Raw genomic sequence first — 15,678 nt, 5'->3', positions numbered from 1 at the left:
TGGCTAGGAGTTAGCTAAGGCTTGGCTAACCAATTATGAACGGCTCCGATGTCGTGCCCCGGCCACCGGGTGTCGCACTCACGCCGACTTCCGGGCCGCCTCGTTCCGTACCGCGGCGAACTCGCCCGGGGTCCGCCCCAGCTCGCGCCGGAACGCCTGCACGAACGCGCTGGGTGAGGAGTATCCGCAGCGTCTGCTCACGAGGGAGACGGGATGGTCTGCCGCGAGCCACTCGGTCGCGCGACGCATGCGGGCTCGCGTCCGCCAGGCGGTGAAACTGAGTCCGGTCTCGGCGACGAACAACCGGGAGAGATTGCGTGCGCTCGCGCCGACGTGGCGGCCCCAGTCCTCGATCGTCCGGTCGTCGGCGGGGTTCGCGAGCAGTGCGTCGGCGATGAGTCGAGTGCGTCCGTCGATGGGAGTCGGCAGGTCGACCGTCGACACCTCGACCGGCTCGAGAAGGCTGAGGGCGAGTTCCTCGGCATGCAGTCGCGGCGTGGCGCTCAGGTATGGCGGGGCTTCGAGTCGGTCCAGCACGGCGCGCACGACTTCGGGGATCGCGACCGCCGTCGTGGTCGACGCGATCGGGGACACCGCTGCATCGATGAACGTGCAGCGGAACGAGGTGCCGGGCGTGCCGATCACGCGGTGGCTCATCCCTGCGGGGATCCACAGCCCGAGCGTGCTGGGGATCGCGAAGAATCCGTCCTCGGTCTCGGCGGTCAGCGTGCCCCTCGACCCCCACAGGAGCTCGTGCTGGTGAGGGTGGGAATGCGCCTCCCACTCGACCCGGTCGGTGAGCTCGAAGGTGTTCGTCCCGATCCGCCAGACCATCGTGTCGTCTGGATCGTCGATCGTCGTCGACACGGAGCCTCCGATCGTGACGCTGGTTAGGTGACCCTAAGTTATCATGGCGCCCGTCGACTCAGGCAGGCGGGACGATCTCGTGTCCGCTGGGCGCCGGCAGTTCGGCGGTGGCCGCCCAGCTCGCCAGCACCCTGAGGCCGTCCGCCGAGGCCGACCCCGGCTCTGCGGTGTAGGTCGAGAGGGTCATGCCGGGGTCCGCCGGGAGTTCGAAGGCCTCGTACGTGAGTTCCAGGTCGCCGACGACCGGATGATGCAGTCTCTTCACACCGGTGCGGTGGTGTCTCACGTCGTGTGCCGCCCAGAGGGTGCGGAAACGTTCGGATCTGGTCGACAGCTCGCCGACGAGGTCGGTCAGGCGCCGATCGAACGGGTTGCGTCCCGCTTCGCCCCGCATGGTCGCCACCAGCTCCCGGGTGCTCGTGTCCCAGTCCAGGTAGAAGTCCTGGGCTGCGGGGTTCAGGAATGCGAACCGGGCGCTGTTCGGAGCCGGATCCGTGAAGACCGGGGAGTACAGCGCCCGGGCGAGCCTGTTCGCGGCGACGTAATCGAAGTAGTTGTTGCGCAGGATCGCCGGCGCTTCGGTCATCGCGTCCAGCAACCGCTGGACGCTGGGCCGCACGGCATCCGCTCTCCTCCGCGGCCGGCGAGCGGTCGGCGACGTGTTCGCGGTGTGGGCGAGATCGAAAAGGTGCGCGGCCTCGGCCTCGTCGAGCTGAAGCGCCCGCGCGAGCCCGTCGAGCACGCTGTGCGACGCCCCGGTCAGATCGCCGCGCTCGAGGCGGGTGTAGTAGTCGACGCTCACTCCCGCGAGCAGCGCGACCTCTTCACGGCGCAGACCAGGAACCCGGCGGTTCCCGCCGTAGGCAGGAAGCCCCGCGCGGTCGGGGGTGATGCGGTCGCGCCTGCTCGTGAGGAACTCGCGGACCTCGCTGCGGTGATCCATGAGATCGACGCTACGCTCATCCGTCCGCCGGAGGGAGGTACGGCCAGTACCGGTCTCAGGATGCGCGCTCGTCGGCGATCTCGATGACCAGGGTCAGACGTCCGGCCGCGGTCCAGACGCCCGCCGCCACCCGGTCGGATCCGAGGGGCGTGAGGGTCTCGAGCTCTCCCTCCTCGGCGAAGTCGACGGGCAGTTCCACCCGCTGCACCCATGTCAGACTCGCGTCGGTCACCAGAAGCGAGTCCTGCGTCGCATAGGCGGCGATCCGCTCATCATCGACCCAGCATGCTGCGAGACCGAGACCGTACTCGGCGTCGAGGTCGCTCGCGCTGAGTCGTCCGACCTCGCCGAGCTCCGGCCAGGTGAGCACGCGCATCACCTCGGGATCGCTCGGATGCGCCGCGATCAGGATGCGATCACCGCGCGGGCTGAACCCCGCGAAGACGGGATCCTGTCCGGTGAGGATCTCGGTCGCATTCATGTGCTGCCCATCGACGTCGATCCGCATGAGCCGGGTGCCGTCCTGGCCCATCGCGAACTCCGCGAGGACGAGATGTTCCGTCGGATGCCTGGTCAGGAAAGCGGTGGCATCATCGGCGTCGACCGTCTGCTCGGTCAGAGTCGCGCCGGTTGCGGGATCGATGAGGAGCACCCGATGCCCATCGGCGGAGGGCACGGTCGCGAGCAGATGCTCGCCGAGGAACACCGCCGCATCGACATGGAGGTCGTCGCGCGTGATGCGGTCGCGCGTGATGCGGCGCCCGCCGATCAGCGTCAGCCCGGCAGACGAGGATATGGCCACGAGATCCACGCCGTGCGCCGCCCGGATCCTCGCGTCGTCACCGACGTCGTCGAGCGGCCGGACATCGATCTCCTCGAGCGTCTCGTCGAGCACGCGCACCGCTCCGTCGTGCCAGCGCACGGACACCCGATCACCGAAGGCGGTCGTCGTGGACACCGGGCCGGGGAGTTCGTCGAGGATCGAGATGACGTGTGCGCGCGTGGCCATGCTCACACCGTAGCGAGCGACCGGGAGACACACCGATGCGCAGCGTGCGGGCATCCTCCCGGTTGGCAACGATGTTGGCACAAACGGATGCCGTCGAACTGCTGTCCAGCCATGAAAGCGCGGGATAATCGGGCCTGATTGGCACATCACTGGCACATTGCTTGTTGCGCTGACGTGCCCGTCCCTACAGTTCGAGCAAGCGCGCGACACCGCCGCCCCACATCAGACCCGCAGCGGGTTCCCGGCTGCCACCCGATCACAGGCCCGCTGAGAATCCGCCAATGGAGGCGACATGACCACAACTTCTCTCCCGAAGAAGACACCGGCGAAGGCGGCGATCGCCTCCTGGGTCGGTACGACGCTGGAGTACTACGACTTCGCCGTGTACGGCACGGCATCCGCACTGGTGCTCAACCAGTTGTTCTTCCCGCCTGAGCTGCCCGAGGGGATCCGGGTGCTGCTCAGCATGATGACGCTGGCAGTCGGCTACGTCGTCCGCCCCCTCGGAGCGATGATCCTCGGCCCGCTCGGCGACCGTTTCGGACGCAAGTTCGTCATGATGCTCACGTTGTTCGGCATCGGCGTCTGCACCTTCATCATCGGCTGCCTGCCGACGTTCGAGCAGATCGGCATCCTCGCCCCGGTCCTCCTGGTGATCATCCGCATCATCCAGGGACTCTCGGTCTCGGGCGAACAGGCCAGCGCGATCTCGATGAGCCTCGAGCACGCCCCCGAACACCGTCGCGCGTTCACCACGAGCTTCGTGACCAGCGGCTCGGCCTCCGGCGGGCTTCTCGCAACGGCTGTCTTCATCCCGTTCGCTGCGCTGCCGCAGGAAGACCTCCTCAGTTGGGGCTGGCGCGTCCCGTTCTGGCTGTCGGCCGTGGTGGTCGTCGTCGCATACCTGATCAGGCGCAATCTCGAGGAGCCGCCCGCGTTCGTCGAGACGCAGGCCGTCAAGATCCAGCTCGCGCCGATCAAGCAGGCCGCTCGCTTCCACTGGGTGTCGATCATCCGTGTCGCGGCGTGTGCCATGATCGCCGGAGTCAGCTACCTGTTCGCGACGTTCTCGGTCGCCTTCGCCACGACGGGCTACGGACTCGAGAAGACGACCATGCTCTGGGTGCCGGTTCTCGCCAGCCTGCTGGCGCTGCTCTACACCCCGTTCGCGGGCTACGTCGCGGACCTCATCGGCCGCAAGACGGTGTTCATCATCGGCGCGGTCGGCGCGGGAGTCACCACGGTTCCCTACCTCTGGGCCATCACCCAGGGAAACTGGCCGCTGATCTTCGTGCTCGGCATCCTCTGCAACGGCTTCTTCTACTCCACCGCCAACGCGGCCTGGCCGGCCTTCTTCGCGGAGATGTTCCCGAACCGCGTGCGTGTCTCGGGTCTCGCGATCGGCACGCAGATCGGCTTCGCGATCGCCGGCGCGATCGGCCCGGTGGCCTCGACGGCCCTCGCCGGCGAAGACCTCACCGACTGGGTGGGCCCTGCCCTTCTCGGTCTCGGGCTCATGGCGATCGCGGTGATCTCCGCCCTGACCGCAAAGGAGACCCGTCGCTACTCGCTCGACGAGGTGAACGACGTCAAGCAGTCGCAGAAGGAGAAGGACACCGTGACGGCGGCGATCGTCGTCCAGTGATCACACCGCCGCACTGATCGCGGGCCCAGGGTCATCCGACCCTGGGCCCGCGATTGCGCAGACCGCGTAGCCGATGCCGTCGCCGTTGCCCTTGACGAGTCCGAGCACCGAGAAGCTGAGCGTGACCAGCCATGGTGAGGTCGTCCACAGGAGGAGATCGGACTCACGCTTCCGCTGTCTCAGGCATCGCTCATCGGCGTGGATCAGCTGTTCGAGCCCGATGTCCTCGCGGAGGTGGGGGCCACCGGTGTCGTCGGCTGACCGGCGCGCCGACCGAACTCCAGGGGATCGTGGAACCGGTCATGCGCGCCAGCGACCCGGAACACGACGCGCCCCGTCGACCGCTGCGCTCCCTCATCGAACCACGCGGGCAGCGCCGTCCATGGTCGGATGTCGAGAGCTCCCACGTCCAGGGTCGGATCAGTGGCGATGAGGCTCATGTCCGCAGCCAGGTCGGGTTCGGAACCGAGGAAGAAGCTCGTGATCGAGCGGTTCGACGTCATCGTGTCCGCGACGAACGCGCCATAAGGGAAGTGCTCGTCGGATTCGGCGGAATGGCCGAGCGCGATGGCGGTCGCTCCGCTCTCCAGCAGCGCGTACGCCCGGACGAGGTGTTCGCCTCCGACCAGGTCGATGGCACCGTGCACTCGTGCCGTGACGGAGCCCAGGGCTGTATGGGTCTCCGCAGCGCCGAGTCGCCGGAGCTCACCGTGTTGAGTGGCGTTGCGCGCGATGGCCACCACGTGGGCGCCGGAGCGTGCGGCGAACTGGACGGCGAATCGTCCGACCGCGCCTCCCGCGCCCACGATGAGCACTCTTCTGCCGAGTACGGAGCCGAGGCGGCGTGTCGCGCGCAATGCGCTCGTCGCGGCGACGGGAAGGGTGGCGAGGCGCTCCGAGGACATGTCGTCCGCCGCGACCGCAGTGAGCGCGTGAGGCACGGCACGGCGCTGCGCCCATCCCTGGGCCTCGAGGCCGATGAACATCACGCGCTCGCCTGCACGCGGCCCGTGCCCGTCCGCGGCTGGGTTGAGCACGACTCCGCTGCCGTCCCATCCAGGTATGCTCCCCGAGACCGCTCCGGCCAGGGCCGCGAGATCTCCGGGGTTGGGTGCGAAGGCTTCGACACTCACGAGAAGCTCATGCGGGCGCGCAATCGGCTCCGGCACTTCCTGAAGCCTCATGCCGCCGGCTGCGGCTTCGTCTCTCGTCCACGCCAGCATCGCAACACGCTCCCTCTGAGTCTCCGTGACAGGAGGAAACCAGCGGTGAAGCGGTCGCATTCCGATCAGACGCGATCGTCGAGCGGCTGCGCGTCCGCCCTCACGAGTTCTTCGGCGGTGTCGCAACTCCACAGGCAAGTGGCGAGAAACCAAAGCCCGCGAGGGTCCTCGGGCCGAGGGGGAGTGTGGTGGGCGATACCGGACTCGAACCGATGACCTCTTCCGTGTGAAGGAAGCGCGCTACCAACTGCGCCAATCGCCCATACCTTGCGGGTACGTCAACCGATACTACCGGACGCTCGGAGCCCCAGATGACCAGATGGTGGGACACGCGCGAGATTCGGTTCTGGTTTTGACATCGGCCCATCGTCGGGTAATGTTTATCAAGTGCTCGGGGCGGAAAGCCCGGGGGACAACGCGGATGTAGCGCAGTTGGTAGCGCACAACCTTGCCAAGGTTGGGGTCGCGAGTTCGAGTCTCGTCATCCGCTCAAGTGCAGGGGCCTTCTTCGGAAGGCCTTACGCACGTGGGGTCAATCCACACGGTGGCGTGGCCGAGCGGCTAGGCACCGGCCTGCAAAGCCGTTTACACGGGTTCGAATCCCGTCGCCACCTCTCTCAACTGAATAGCCCATATGGGCGCGATTGGCGCAGCGGTAGCGCGCTTCCCTGACACGGAAGAGGTCACTGGTTCGATCCCAGTATCGCGCACTTAAAGAAAACCCCTGATAAACAGGGGTTTTCTTGTTCTATAGCGGATGATTAAGTGTCGCCGTGGGCCATATGTGGGCCTTCTCGCCGGTGTGCAGCACTCTGCTGGCGACTTTTGTGACATCACTTGACGTTTCTTGAACTTTCGTCGTGTTCGAGGGTTCGTGTGTGTTCCCCCAGCTGTCAGCTCTGCTCACGCTCGAATGTGAGACAGGATTCGGACTTCCAACGGGCGGGTGATCCCAAGGGTGTTGACGTGCGCCCGGAGTCCATCTCGGGCGTCATCATGCCGTTCTGAGGTTTCCTGGACGTCAACGAGGAGGCTGTATCTAGTGCGACGCACAACAGCGCCGACCAGCTCAGGGCGGACCGGTGTCGTCGCCGTGGCGATCCTGCTGCGCATCGGTGGCGGAGTCGTGGTGATGGTCTGCCGTCGCCGCGAGAACGTGACGACCGACTGACAGTCATGACGCGGTAAGTGCTGCAGAGCACGTCCGCGCCCTTTCACTTCCCAACCTGCTGAAACATCGCTGCGTTCACGTGCGCGGGTATGTTGACGAGAAGTTGGACCTGCTCGAGCAGCGCATACGATAGGGCGGCGGTTCCGAGTATCTCTCGGCACCGCCGCCCCTATGGTTCTTCGGGGTTACTTCTGGATGAAGGCGAGGATGTCCGGGTTGATCACGTCGGCGTGAGTGGTGAGCATGCCGTGCGGGTAGCCCTCGTAGATCTTCAACTCGGAGTTCTGCAGGAGCTCGTGCTGCTTCAGCGCGGCGTCCTCGTAGGGGACGACCTGGTCGTCGTCGCCCTGCAGGACGAGAACGGGGACGGTGATGGCCTTGAGATCCTCGGTCTGGTCGGTCTCGGAGAACGCCTTGATGCCCTCATAGTGAGCGAGCGCGCTGCCGGTCATGCCCTGACGCCACCAGTTCGCGACGACGGGCGCGGAGAGCTCCACGCCCTCGCGGTTGAAGCCGTAGAACGGACCGGAGGCGACAGCCTGGAAGAACTCGGCGCGGTTCGCCGCGAGAGCCTCACGGAACCCGTCGAAGACCGAGATCGGGGTGCCCTCGGGGTTCGCGTCGGTCCTCACCATAAGGGGCGGCACCGCGGAAACCAGCACGGCCTTCGCGACCCGTCCCTGGGACTCGCCGTACTGGGCGACGTACCGGGCGACCTGGCCGCCACCGGTGGAATGGCCGATGTGGATGGCGTTGTGCAGGTCGAGGTGCTCGACGACAGCGTTCACGTCGCTGGCGTAGTGGTCCATGTCGTGGCCGATGCTGGTCTGCGAGGAACGCCCGTGACCGCGGCGGTCGCTGGCGATGACGCGGTACCCCTTGCCGAGGAAGTACAGCATCTGGGCGTCCCAGTCGTCCGACGACAGCGGCCAGCCGTGGTGGAAGAAGATCGGCTGGGCGTCGCGGGGACCCCAGTCCTTGAAGTAGATGTCGGTGCCGTCATCCGTGGTCACAAAGGACATGAAGATCTCCAGGATTGTCGAGTCCGGGTGGTACCCGGACGTGTTGTTCGCTGCGCTGAGGTCGGCGGAGCAGACTCAGAGTAGTGCCGGAAACCTATCCCTCAGGTCAACAGTCCATGTCAGTCAGATGACAGGCAGCCGATGACGACACCACCACACTGGCAGTCATTGCGCCGATGATCACGGACTCCGGCACGGGAGGAACCAGTAACCTTCCGACGCCCACCCCGTCGACTGCCGGTGATGGTTCTCTGGCGAGCACGGGGGCCTCAGGGCTGGGCAGGCGCGATCCTCGCTATGTCGTTGATCCTCAGCGGTGTCGCAGCAACGACGATCGCGACGATCGGCACGGCGAATCAGCGGCACGAGTACGACGCGGCGGGGATCCGGACGGCCCTGATCGGATGACCGCCGCGAGGGAGGTTCTGCCAGTACCTGCTCTCTCAGAGACTCCCTCGCGGCGGGACGAAGGTGTGGAGTGGTCATCGACGAAAGGACGTCGATCATGGCGGACGCAGTGGATCAAGGCTGGACGGGCGGTCGACGGGCGGTGGGCGACATCGCACCCGCACTCGCCCACTACACGGACAGGGTGCTGTTCGACGAGGTACGGGCGCGGCCCGACCTGTCTGCACGCGATCGGAGCCTGGTCACGGTGGCAGCCCTGGTGGCGACCGGAAGCACCGAGCAGCTGGCCTTCCACCTGCCCTTCGCGCGGGAGAACGGCGTCAGCACCGGCGAACTCGTCGAAGCGATCACTCATCTCGCCTTCTACGCCGGCTGGCCGAAGGCCATGGCGGCGATCGCTGCGCTTCGCACGGCACTTCCCGCAACCGAGGAGAATAACCATGACTGACGGCGTCTTCCACCAGATCTTCCCCCTCGGCGAGACGAACGACGCGTATGCTGCCTTCTTCAGCGGTCAGAGCTATCTGGCGCCTCTGGTCGGCGGTAGCGTGCCCGTGAGCAACGTCACCTTCGAACCCGGATGCCGCAACAACTGGCACGTGCATCACGGCGTCGACGGGGGAGGGGACCAGATCCTGCTCTGCACCGCGGGTTCGGGCTGGTACCAGGCCGTCGGTGAGGATCCGATCAGCATGACCCCGGGGTCGGTCGTTCGCGTGCCCGCCGGCACAAGGCACTGGCACGGGGCGAAGGCCGACTCGTGGTTCTCGCATCTTGCGTTCATCACTCCCGGCGACGGTGCCCGCAACGAGTGGCTGGAGCCGGTGTCGGATGCCGAGTACATCGCGTTGCACACGCCCGGTGATCGCCCTCGAGACTGGACCGCGGGGCAGTTGGATTGGATCCGGACACACGACGATCTGCACGTCTCGCCCTTCCGCGACGATGGGAGCACACCAGGGACGCCGACCTGGATCTGGTCGGTCGTCGTCGATGAGCACGTGTATGTGCGGGCGTACAACGGCGTCGACTCGCGCTGGTACCGGTCCGCCTCCGTTCAGGCTGCAGGGACGATCACCTCGCACGGCAACACCGTCGGCGTATCCTTCACGCCCGTCAACGGGACCGACGACCTCGACGACAGGATCGATGCGGCCTACTCGCAGAAGTACGCAGGAAGCCCCTACCTCCCGCCGATGCTCTCGAGCCGGACGCGAGCGGCAACCGTGCGCATCGATCCCCGCTGACCTTCTCGTGCGTCCTCACCCCGGATCCGGGATAGGGTCGCTCGCATGACCGACGGCCTCGCTGACATCGCCGCCGAGCTCTATGTGGTCCCGCTCGCGGAGTTCACCGCTGCGCGCAACGCGCGAGCAGCGCAGCTGAGCGACAGGCGACTCGCGACTGCGGTTCGGGCGCTCCGGAAGCCCAGTGTCGCGGCCTGGATCGTGAACGTGTTCGCCCAGGAGCACGCCGCGCAACTCGGCGAGGCACTGCAACTGGCCGCCGAACTCCGCGACGCCCAGGACGACCTCGACGCCGCCGCACTCTCGCAACTGGGACGGCAGCGGCGGATGCTGACGCGACGACTCGCGGAGGACGCCGTGGCACTCGCCAGGGCTCGCGGCGAGCGGGTCACGGCATCCACTGTCGAATCAGTGCACAGCACCATCTCGGCGGCGTTCTTCGATCCGCAGGCAGCCGCAGCGATCATCACCGGACGTCTGATCCACGCTCTCGAACCGGGCGCGGAGGCTCCGTGGGATCCAGGCGAAGTGGTCGCGGGCGGTGATCTCGGACCGGCAACGGCATCGACGAGCGCACCGGTCGACGAGGTGGCCGCGCGTCGAGAGCTGCGCCGCGCCGAGCGGGCGGTGCACGATGCGGAGCGCGAGCGGGTCCGCGCCGAGCGTGCGCATGCCACAGCGGTGCGTGCGGCCTCGGAGGCTGCCGACCGTACGAACAGTCTCGAGCGCCGCGTCGCGGAACTGGAGCAGGAACTCGCGACCGCTCGGCAATCCCTGGATGCCGCGAGAACGGCAGCCGACGATGCGAACGGCGAGGCGGAGCGTCGAGCGGAGGAGCTTCGTCGCGCTGCAGAGCAGGAGGACGCGGCGCGAGCGTCGCTTCAGGCACTGCGCGGCTGAGCTGCGGCAGTCAGTCCCGTGGCGTGCGTTTCACGACCTCGTACGCCGCCAGCGCGGCCTTGCGGGTCTCGCCGAGGTCGACGATCGGCTCGGTGGGAGCATCCGATGCCCACTGCGAGATGTATAGCCCCTGCGGGTCGAACTTCTTCGCCTGCAGCTCGGGATTGAACACCCGGAAGTACGGCGCGGCATCCGCACCCGACCCCGCGACCCACTGCCAGTTGAACGGGTTGCTCGCACCGTCGGCGTCGACGAGCGTGTCCCAGAACCACTGCTCGCCGTGCCGCCAATCGATCAGCAGGTTCTTCACGAGGAACGACGCGGTGACCATGCGCACGCGATTGTGCATGAATCCTGTGTGCCAGAGTTCGCGCATTCCCGCGTCGACGAGCGGGACGCCGGTCTCGCCGTGGTGCCACGCGTCCAGGCGCTCGGGGTCGAGAGGCGGCCAGGGGAAAGCGTCGTACTCGCGGCGGAGGTTGGTCGTCGCGAGAGCTGGGGAGTGGAACAGTGTGTGCCAGGCGAATTCGCGCCATCCGAGCTCCGACAGGAACCCGCCGGCGCCGTCGGCGTCGACCGCCTGCTCCCAGACTGTGAACGGACTGATCTCGCCCCAGCGCAGGTGCGGCGACAGGAGTGATGTCGCGCCGGCCGAGGGCGTGTCGCGGGCCTCGTCGTAGGCGGGCAGATCCTCGTGCAGGAACACGTGCAGACGTCGACGTGCGGCGAGTTCGCCCGGTTCCCATGTCTCGCGCAGGCCACCGGCCCAATCCGGCCGCGTCGGGAGCAGCTCCCAGCTGCCCAGATCGTCGGATGCCGGGAGCGGCGCGAACCCGTCGATGGTCCTCGGCTCGGGAAGCGGTCGCCGAGGTGAGGGAAGGGCGAGACACGCACGCCAGAAGGGGGTGAAGACGGAGAAGTGCGTGCCGCTTCCGGTGCGGACGGTCCACGGCTCGTGGAGCAGGGATGCCGCGAAGGAGGCGACCTCGACGCCCGACTCCCGCAGTGACGACTTGAGGCCTCCGTCGACCTCGCGCTCGGCTCCGCCGTAGCGGCGATTCCAGAAGACCGCCCCGGCTCCGATCTCGGCGACGATGGCCGGAACGACCTCGGATGCGGAGCCTCGGCGCAGGATCAGGGCACCTCCGCGCTCGTTGAGCCTGTCGCTCAACGATGTCAGCGAGTGATGCAGCCACCAGCGGGCGGCTCCGCCGAGGGGACGGATGCCGGGCGACTCCTCGTCGAGCACGAACAGAGCGACGACGGGCTCACCCCGGTCCACGGCTGCCCGGAGTGCGGGATTGTCGGCGAGGCGGAGGTCGTCGCGGAACCAGACGAGCGAGGGGGACGTCACGTTTCCATTCTCCGACAGTGGGACATCCGGATCAGCGACGCGCGCCGGAGGTCGACCAGACCGCCCAGGCGATCAGCACGGGCTGGAGAAAGATCCGACCGAAGCGACGTGCGTCGGTGTCGAGACCGGGCGCGGAGCGGCGGGTACGCCACTGGTGGACGTTGCCGGGGAACACGGCGGCGAAGAAGATCGCAGTCGCCCAGCCGATCCGCCGGCGCTCCTTCGGGAGCGCCACCAGTCCTGTGGCGAGCGCGATCTCCGCAGCTCCGGAGGCGATCACGATCGTGTCTGCGTCGAGACGGCTCACCCTGGTCGCCCAGTCCGGGACCACGACGCGAAAGCCTCTGGTCTGCGTGAAATGCATGACCCCCGCCACGGCGAGGAGGAGCGCGAGAACCCCGCGAGCGGCTGCCTTCATATCGGCAACGGTACCCGGCGGTGCAGCGACGCCGGTGGTCGAGCCCATGCAGCGCGGTCGACGGCATGTCAAGCCCCGTGCCCTGCGTCTCGACGACCCGCAGGCTGATCCCGGCAGTGACAGCCACGATCGCGACAGGAATCGACGAGAGGAAGAGCAATGCCCGCAGGAGAGAACGACAGCCCTGCGCGCGGGGACGGCAGTTCCGAGCCGCCGACGATCGCCTCGGAGCATCGACGGCGATCGCCCTGCCGACAGCGAAGACGGACAGCGGAAGGAACGTGACGATGACTCGATCGAACTCGACGAACTCCCCTGAGGAGGATCCGGCATCCGGCGCCGACCCCCTCCTTCCGGAGGAGGAGGATGCCGTCGAGGCGGACGACATCGGGCAGGTCCCCGCGGGCGCCGTGCGGACGCGGACTGAGCGCACTGCCACGGCGCTCGGGGCATACTGCGACACGAGCGCACTGCCACACTGAAGGAATGACGGTCCTGCGCATCAGCATCCTGTTCCTGCTCGCCGCAGTCGCGGAGATCGGCGGAGCCTGGCTGATCTGGCAGGCCGTGAAGGAGAACAGGGGCTGGCTGTTCGCCGTGTTCGGGGTGATGGCGCTCGGCGCGTACGGCTTCATCGCGGCGCTGCAGCCGGACGCGAACTTCGGCAGGGTACTCGCGGCGTACGGGGGCATCTTCATCGCGGGTTCGTTGGCGTGGGGGATCATCGTCGACGGCTTCTCTCCGACCACCTGGGACTGGATCGGCTCCGCCGTGGCACTCGTCGGTGCCGGGATCATCATCTTCGCCCCGGCGCTCGAGGCCGCAGGCTCGCCGTCGTGACGGCGCGGCGACGGCCGCTCGGCGTCAGCGAGTAATCTGGACTGCGACCCTGGATGGAGATTCTCTGTGTCTGATGCCCAGCCGAAAGACGGCTTCGCCCTGTTCTCTGACCGATCCGTCGTCGCCATGCGCGTCAACGGCACGCTCAAGGACCTCGCCGCCACCGTGACCGACGCCGACGATGTCGAGCCCGTCACGATCGACAGCCCCGACGGGCTCAGCATCCTCCGTCACTCGACAGCGCACGTGCTCGCGCAGGCGGTGCAGCGGATCAACCCGCAGGCCAACCTCGGCATCGGCCCGCCCGTCACCGACGGCTTCTACTACGACTTCGGCGTCGAGACGCCGTTCACACCCGAGGACATCAAGGCGATCTCGAAGGAGATGCAGCGCATCGTGCGTGAGGGCCAGCGGTTCGTGCGCCGGGTCGTCACCGACGACGAGGCGCGCGCAGAGCTCGCGAACGAGCCGTTCAAGCTCGAGCTCATCGGGCTCAAGGGTGGCAAGAGCGACGCAGCCGAGGGTGCCTCCGTCGAGGTCGGCGAGGGTGAGCTGACCATCTACGACAACACGACCCGTGACGGCGAGGTCGTCTGGAAGGACCTCTGCCGCGGGCCTCATCTGCCGAACACCCGCATGATCGGCAACGGTTGGGATCTGACCCGGATCGCTGCGGCTTACTGGCGCGGGAGCGAGAAGAACCCGCAGCTGCAGCGCATCTACGGAACGGCGTGGCCGTCGAAGGATGAGCTGCGCGCCTATCAGGAGCGCCTCGCCGAGGCCGAGCGCCGTGATCACCGCAAGCTCGGCAGCGAGATGGACCTGTTCTCGTTCCCCGACGAGATCGGCTCCGGCCTCGCGGTGTTCCATCCCAAGGGCGGCATCATCCGCTACGAGATCGAGGAGAACCTGCGCAAGCACCTGCTGCGCAACGGCTACGACCTCGTGAACAGCCCGCACATCACGAAGAAGGACCTCTTCATGACGTCGGGTCACCTGCAGACCTACGCCGACGGCATGTTCCCGCCGATGCACCTCGACGAGGTCGTCGACGACGAGGGCAACGTCACACGTCAGGGCCAGGACTACTACCTGAAGCCCATGAACTGCCCGTTCCACAACCTGATCTTCCGGTCGCGCGGGCGCTCGTACCGCGAGCTGCCGCTGCGTCTGGCGGAGTTCGGCACGGTCTACCGCTACGAGAAGAGCGGCACGCTCTCGGGTCTCACCCGTGTGCGCGGCCTGACCCAGGACGACGCCCACATCTACGTGGCGCAGGATCAGGTCAAGGAGGAGCTCACCACCAACCTGAACCTCGTCCTCGACCTGCTGCGCGACTACGGCCTGAACGACTTCTACCTCGAACTGTCGACGAACGAGGAGGGCAACCCCAAGTTCCTCGGCGAGCCCGAGCAGTGGACGACCGCGATCGACACGCTTCGTGAGGTGGCCGTCGAGTCCGGCCTCGAGCTCGTCGCCGACCCGGGTGGAGCCGCGTTCTACGGTCCGAAGATCTCCGTGCAGGCTCGCGATGCGATCGGCCGCACCTGGCAGATGTCGACGATCCAGCTCGACTTCAACCAGCCCGACCGCTTCGAGCTGGAGTACACCGGCTCCGACGGCCAGAAGCACCGCCCGGTGATGATCCACCGCGCGCTGCTCGGATCGGTGGAGCGCTTCTTCGCGATCCTGCTCGAGCACTACGCGGGCGATTTCCCGTTGTGGCTCGCACCGAGCCAGGTCGTCGGTGTGCCGGTCGCCGAGCAGTACGGCGACTACCTCGACGACGTGATCGGTCAACTGCGTGCGGCCGGCGTGCGCGCCGACGTCGACCACTCGGACGACCGCATGCAGAAGAAGATCCGCAACCACACCACCGCCAAGGTGCCGCTGATCCTCATCGTCGGCGAGCAGGACCGCGCCGCCGGCACGGTCTCGTTCCGGTTCCGCGACGGCACGCAGGAGAACGGCGTGCCGGTGGCGGATGCCGTGAACCGCATCCGTGCCGCGATCGCATCGCACGCCCTTGTACTGAAGGCAGGGGATCTGGCGTGACTAGGATCGAGTCGGAGGACGCCGGCGAGTTCGCCGGCGTCCCCGACGAGTTCCAGCGGCTGTGGACCCCGCACCGGATGGCCTACATCCAGGCAGGTCCGGAGCCACTGCGCGAGGAGTGTCCGTTCTGCGAGGCGCCGAAGCATCCTGATGCCGAGCGCCTCGTGGTCGCTCGCGGTGAGACGGCGTACGTGCTGCTCAACCTGTTCCCGTACAACTCCGGTCACCTGCTCGTGTGCCCGTACCGCCACATCGCGACCTACGACCAGGCGACGCCTGAAGAGGTCGCCGAGATCGGTGCGCTCACGCAGACCGCGATGCGGGTGCTGCGCGAGGTGTCGCGGTGCGACGGCTTCAACCTGGGCATGAACCAGGGCGCGGTCGCCGGTGCCGGCGTCGATGCCCACTTGCACCAGCACGTCGTGCCGCGCTGGACGTCAGACGCGAACTTCTTCCCGATCATCGCGAAGACCAAGGCACTGCCGCAGCTGCTCGGTGAGGTTCGAGAGGCCGTCGCGAACGCCTGGCCGAAGGCCTGAGGGGCACGCGTTTCGTCCCGTCGCTGCGCTCCTCGCT

At 67.2% G+C, this 15,678-nt stretch carries 17 protein-coding genes and 4 tRNA genes; 13 read left to right on the top strand and 8 right to left on the bottom strand.

Annotated elements, in window-relative coordinates; genetic code table 11:
• Positions 1 to 78: 78 nt before the first annotated feature.
• The 3 genes from ACI3KS_RS14265 to ACI3KS_RS14255 are packed head-to-tail and all read right to left on the bottom strand — an operon-like array spanning position 79 to position 2,819.
• Complete coding sequence (locus ACI3KS_RS14265; RefSeq protein ID WP_404919201.1) at positions 79 to 867, bottom strand: helix-turn-helix domain-containing protein; 789 nt, start codon at positions 865 to 867, stop codon at positions 79 to 81.
• Between the two features lie 58 nt (positions 868 to 925).
• On the bottom strand, positions 926 to 1,810 hold the full coding sequence (locus ACI3KS_RS14260) for a helix-turn-helix domain-containing protein (protein ID WP_404919200.1): 885 nt from the start codon (positions 1,808 to 1,810) through the stop codon (positions 926 to 928).
• A gap of 55 nt (positions 1,811 to 1,865) precedes the next feature.
• Complete coding sequence (locus ACI3KS_RS14255) at positions 1,866 to 2,819, bottom strand: hypothetical protein (protein ID WP_404919199.1); 954 nt, start codon at positions 2,817 to 2,819, stop codon at positions 1,866 to 1,868.
• Positions 2,820 to 3,111: 292 nt separating this feature from the next.
• Between ACI3KS_RS14255 and ACI3KS_RS14250 the strand changes: the two genes are divergently transcribed.
• Positions 3,112 to 4,464 (top strand): MFS transporter, encoded by a 1,353-nt coding sequence (locus ACI3KS_RS14250; RefSeq protein WP_404919198.1) that lies wholly within the window; start codon positions 3,112 to 3,114, stop codon positions 4,462 to 4,464.
• 203 nt (positions 4,465 to 4,667) lie between these two features.
• Here ACI3KS_RS14250 and ACI3KS_RS14245 read toward each other — a convergent pair whose 3' ends face one another.
• Together ACI3KS_RS14245 and ACI3KS_RS14240 are read right to left on the bottom strand one after the other, a co-directional pair.
• Positions 4,668 to 5,597, bottom strand: coding sequence for a zinc-binding dehydrogenase (locus ACI3KS_RS14245; RefSeq protein WP_404919197.1), 930 nt, complete (start codon positions 5,595 to 5,597; stop codon positions 4,668 to 4,670).
• A 276-nt stretch (positions 5,598 to 5,873) separates the two neighbouring features.
• Positions 5,874 to 5,949, bottom strand: a tRNA-Val gene (locus tag ACI3KS_RS14240).
• Between the two features lie 155 nt (positions 5,950 to 6,104).
• Here ACI3KS_RS14240 and ACI3KS_RS14235 point away from each other — a divergent pair.
• From ACI3KS_RS14235 to ACI3KS_RS14220, 4 genes are all read left to right on the top strand, one after another.
• A tRNA-Gly gene (locus ACI3KS_RS14235) sits at positions 6,105 to 6,177 on the top strand.
• 53 nt (positions 6,178 to 6,230) lie between these two features.
• A tRNA-Cys gene (locus ACI3KS_RS14230) sits at positions 6,231 to 6,301 on the top strand.
• 24 nt (positions 6,302 to 6,325) lie between these two features.
• Positions 6,326 to 6,397 (top strand) — tRNA-Val (locus ACI3KS_RS14225).
• A 332-nt stretch (positions 6,398 to 6,729) separates the two neighbouring features.
• A complete protein-coding gene (locus ACI3KS_RS14220; RefSeq protein ID WP_404919196.1) occupies positions 6,730 to 6,858 on the top strand; it encodes a hypothetical protein in 129 nt (42 codons plus the stop codon).
• Positions 6,859 to 7,043: 185 nt separating this feature from the next.
• Here ACI3KS_RS14220 and ACI3KS_RS14215 read toward each other — a convergent pair whose 3' ends face one another.
• Positions 7,044 to 7,880, bottom strand: a complete 837-nt coding sequence (locus ACI3KS_RS14215) for an alpha/beta fold hydrolase (RefSeq protein ID WP_404919195.1) — start codon at positions 7,878 to 7,880, stop codon at positions 7,044 to 7,046.
• 243 nt (positions 7,881 to 8,123) lie between these two features.
• Here ACI3KS_RS14215 and ACI3KS_RS14210 point away from each other — a divergent pair, with 243 nt between their 5' ends.
• The 4 genes from ACI3KS_RS14210 to ACI3KS_RS14195 all read left to right on the top strand — a co-directional run bounded on the left by ACI3KS_RS14210 (position 8,124) and on the right by ACI3KS_RS14195 (position 10,435).
• The gene (locus tag ACI3KS_RS14210; protein WP_404919194.1) at positions 8,124 to 8,288 is read left to right on the top strand and encodes a hypothetical protein; all 165 of its coding nucleotides are present in this window, start codon (positions 8,124 to 8,126) and stop codon (positions 8,286 to 8,288) included.
• A 97-nt stretch (positions 8,289 to 8,385) separates the two neighbouring features.
• The gene (locus ACI3KS_RS14205; RefSeq protein WP_404919193.1) at positions 8,386 to 8,736 is read left to right on the top strand and encodes a carboxymuconolactone decarboxylase family protein; all 351 of its coding nucleotides are present in this window, start codon (positions 8,386 to 8,388) and stop codon (positions 8,734 to 8,736) included.
• The gene (locus ACI3KS_RS14200) at positions 8,729 to 9,535 is read left to right on the top strand and encodes a DUF2255 family protein (RefSeq protein WP_404919192.1); all 807 of its coding nucleotides are present in this window, start codon (positions 8,729 to 8,731) and stop codon (positions 9,533 to 9,535) included. Before ACI3KS_RS14205 ends, ACI3KS_RS14200 begins: the two co-directional genes overlap by 8 nt.
• 45 nt (positions 9,536 to 9,580) lie before the next feature.
• Entirely contained in the window at positions 9,581 to 10,435 is an 855-nt protein-coding gene (locus ACI3KS_RS14195) for a transposase (protein ID WP_404919191.1), read from the top strand.
• A gap of 10 nt (positions 10,436 to 10,445) precedes the next feature.
• On the opposite strand, the gene ACI3KS_RS14190 is transcribed toward ACI3KS_RS14195, so the two are convergent.
• Complete coding sequence (locus ACI3KS_RS14190) at positions 10,446 to 11,789, bottom strand: cryptochrome/photolyase family protein (RefSeq protein WP_404919190.1); 1,344 nt, start codon at positions 11,787 to 11,789, stop codon at positions 10,446 to 10,448.
• Between the two features lie 31 nt (positions 11,790 to 11,820).
• The gene (locus ACI3KS_RS14185) at positions 11,821 to 12,207 is read right to left on the bottom strand and encodes a hypothetical protein (RefSeq protein WP_404919189.1); all 387 of its coding nucleotides are present in this window, start codon (positions 12,205 to 12,207) and stop codon (positions 11,821 to 11,823) included.
• Positions 12,208 to 12,494: 287 nt separating this feature from the next.
• Between ACI3KS_RS14185 and ACI3KS_RS14180 the strand changes: the two genes are divergently transcribed.
• From ACI3KS_RS14180 to ACI3KS_RS14165, 4 genes are all read left to right on the top strand, one after another.
• Positions 12,495 to 12,689: a hypothetical protein gene (locus tag ACI3KS_RS14180; RefSeq protein ID WP_404919188.1), complete on the top strand. Its 195-nt coding sequence runs from the start codon at positions 12,495 to 12,497 to the stop codon at positions 12,687 to 12,689.
• A 4-nt stretch (positions 12,690 to 12,693) separates the two neighbouring features.
• Positions 12,694 to 13,047 (top strand): YnfA family protein, encoded by a 354-nt coding sequence (locus tag ACI3KS_RS14175; protein WP_404919187.1) that lies wholly within the window; start codon positions 12,694 to 12,696, stop codon positions 13,045 to 13,047.
• A gap of 126 nt (positions 13,048 to 13,173) precedes the next feature.
• On the top strand, positions 13,174 to 15,102 hold the full coding sequence (thrS, locus tag ACI3KS_RS14170; protein WP_404919224.1) for a threonine--tRNA ligase: 1,929 nt from the start codon (positions 13,174 to 13,176) through the stop codon (positions 15,100 to 15,102).
• Positions 15,099 to 15,641, top strand: coding sequence for an HIT family protein (locus ACI3KS_RS14165; RefSeq protein ID WP_404919186.1), 543 nt, complete (start codon positions 15,099 to 15,101; stop codon positions 15,639 to 15,641). The genes thrS and ACI3KS_RS14165 overlap by 4 nt, the downstream gene beginning before the upstream one ends.
• Positions 15,642 to 15,678: the final 37 nt, after the last annotated feature.

This window comes from Microbacterium sp. ZW T5_45, from assembly GCF_044987415.1.
Classification (GTDB): Bacteria; Actinomycetota; Actinomycetes; order Actinomycetales; family Microbacteriaceae; genus Microbacterium.
This window is presented reverse-complemented; position numbering and strand designations above follow the sequence as displayed.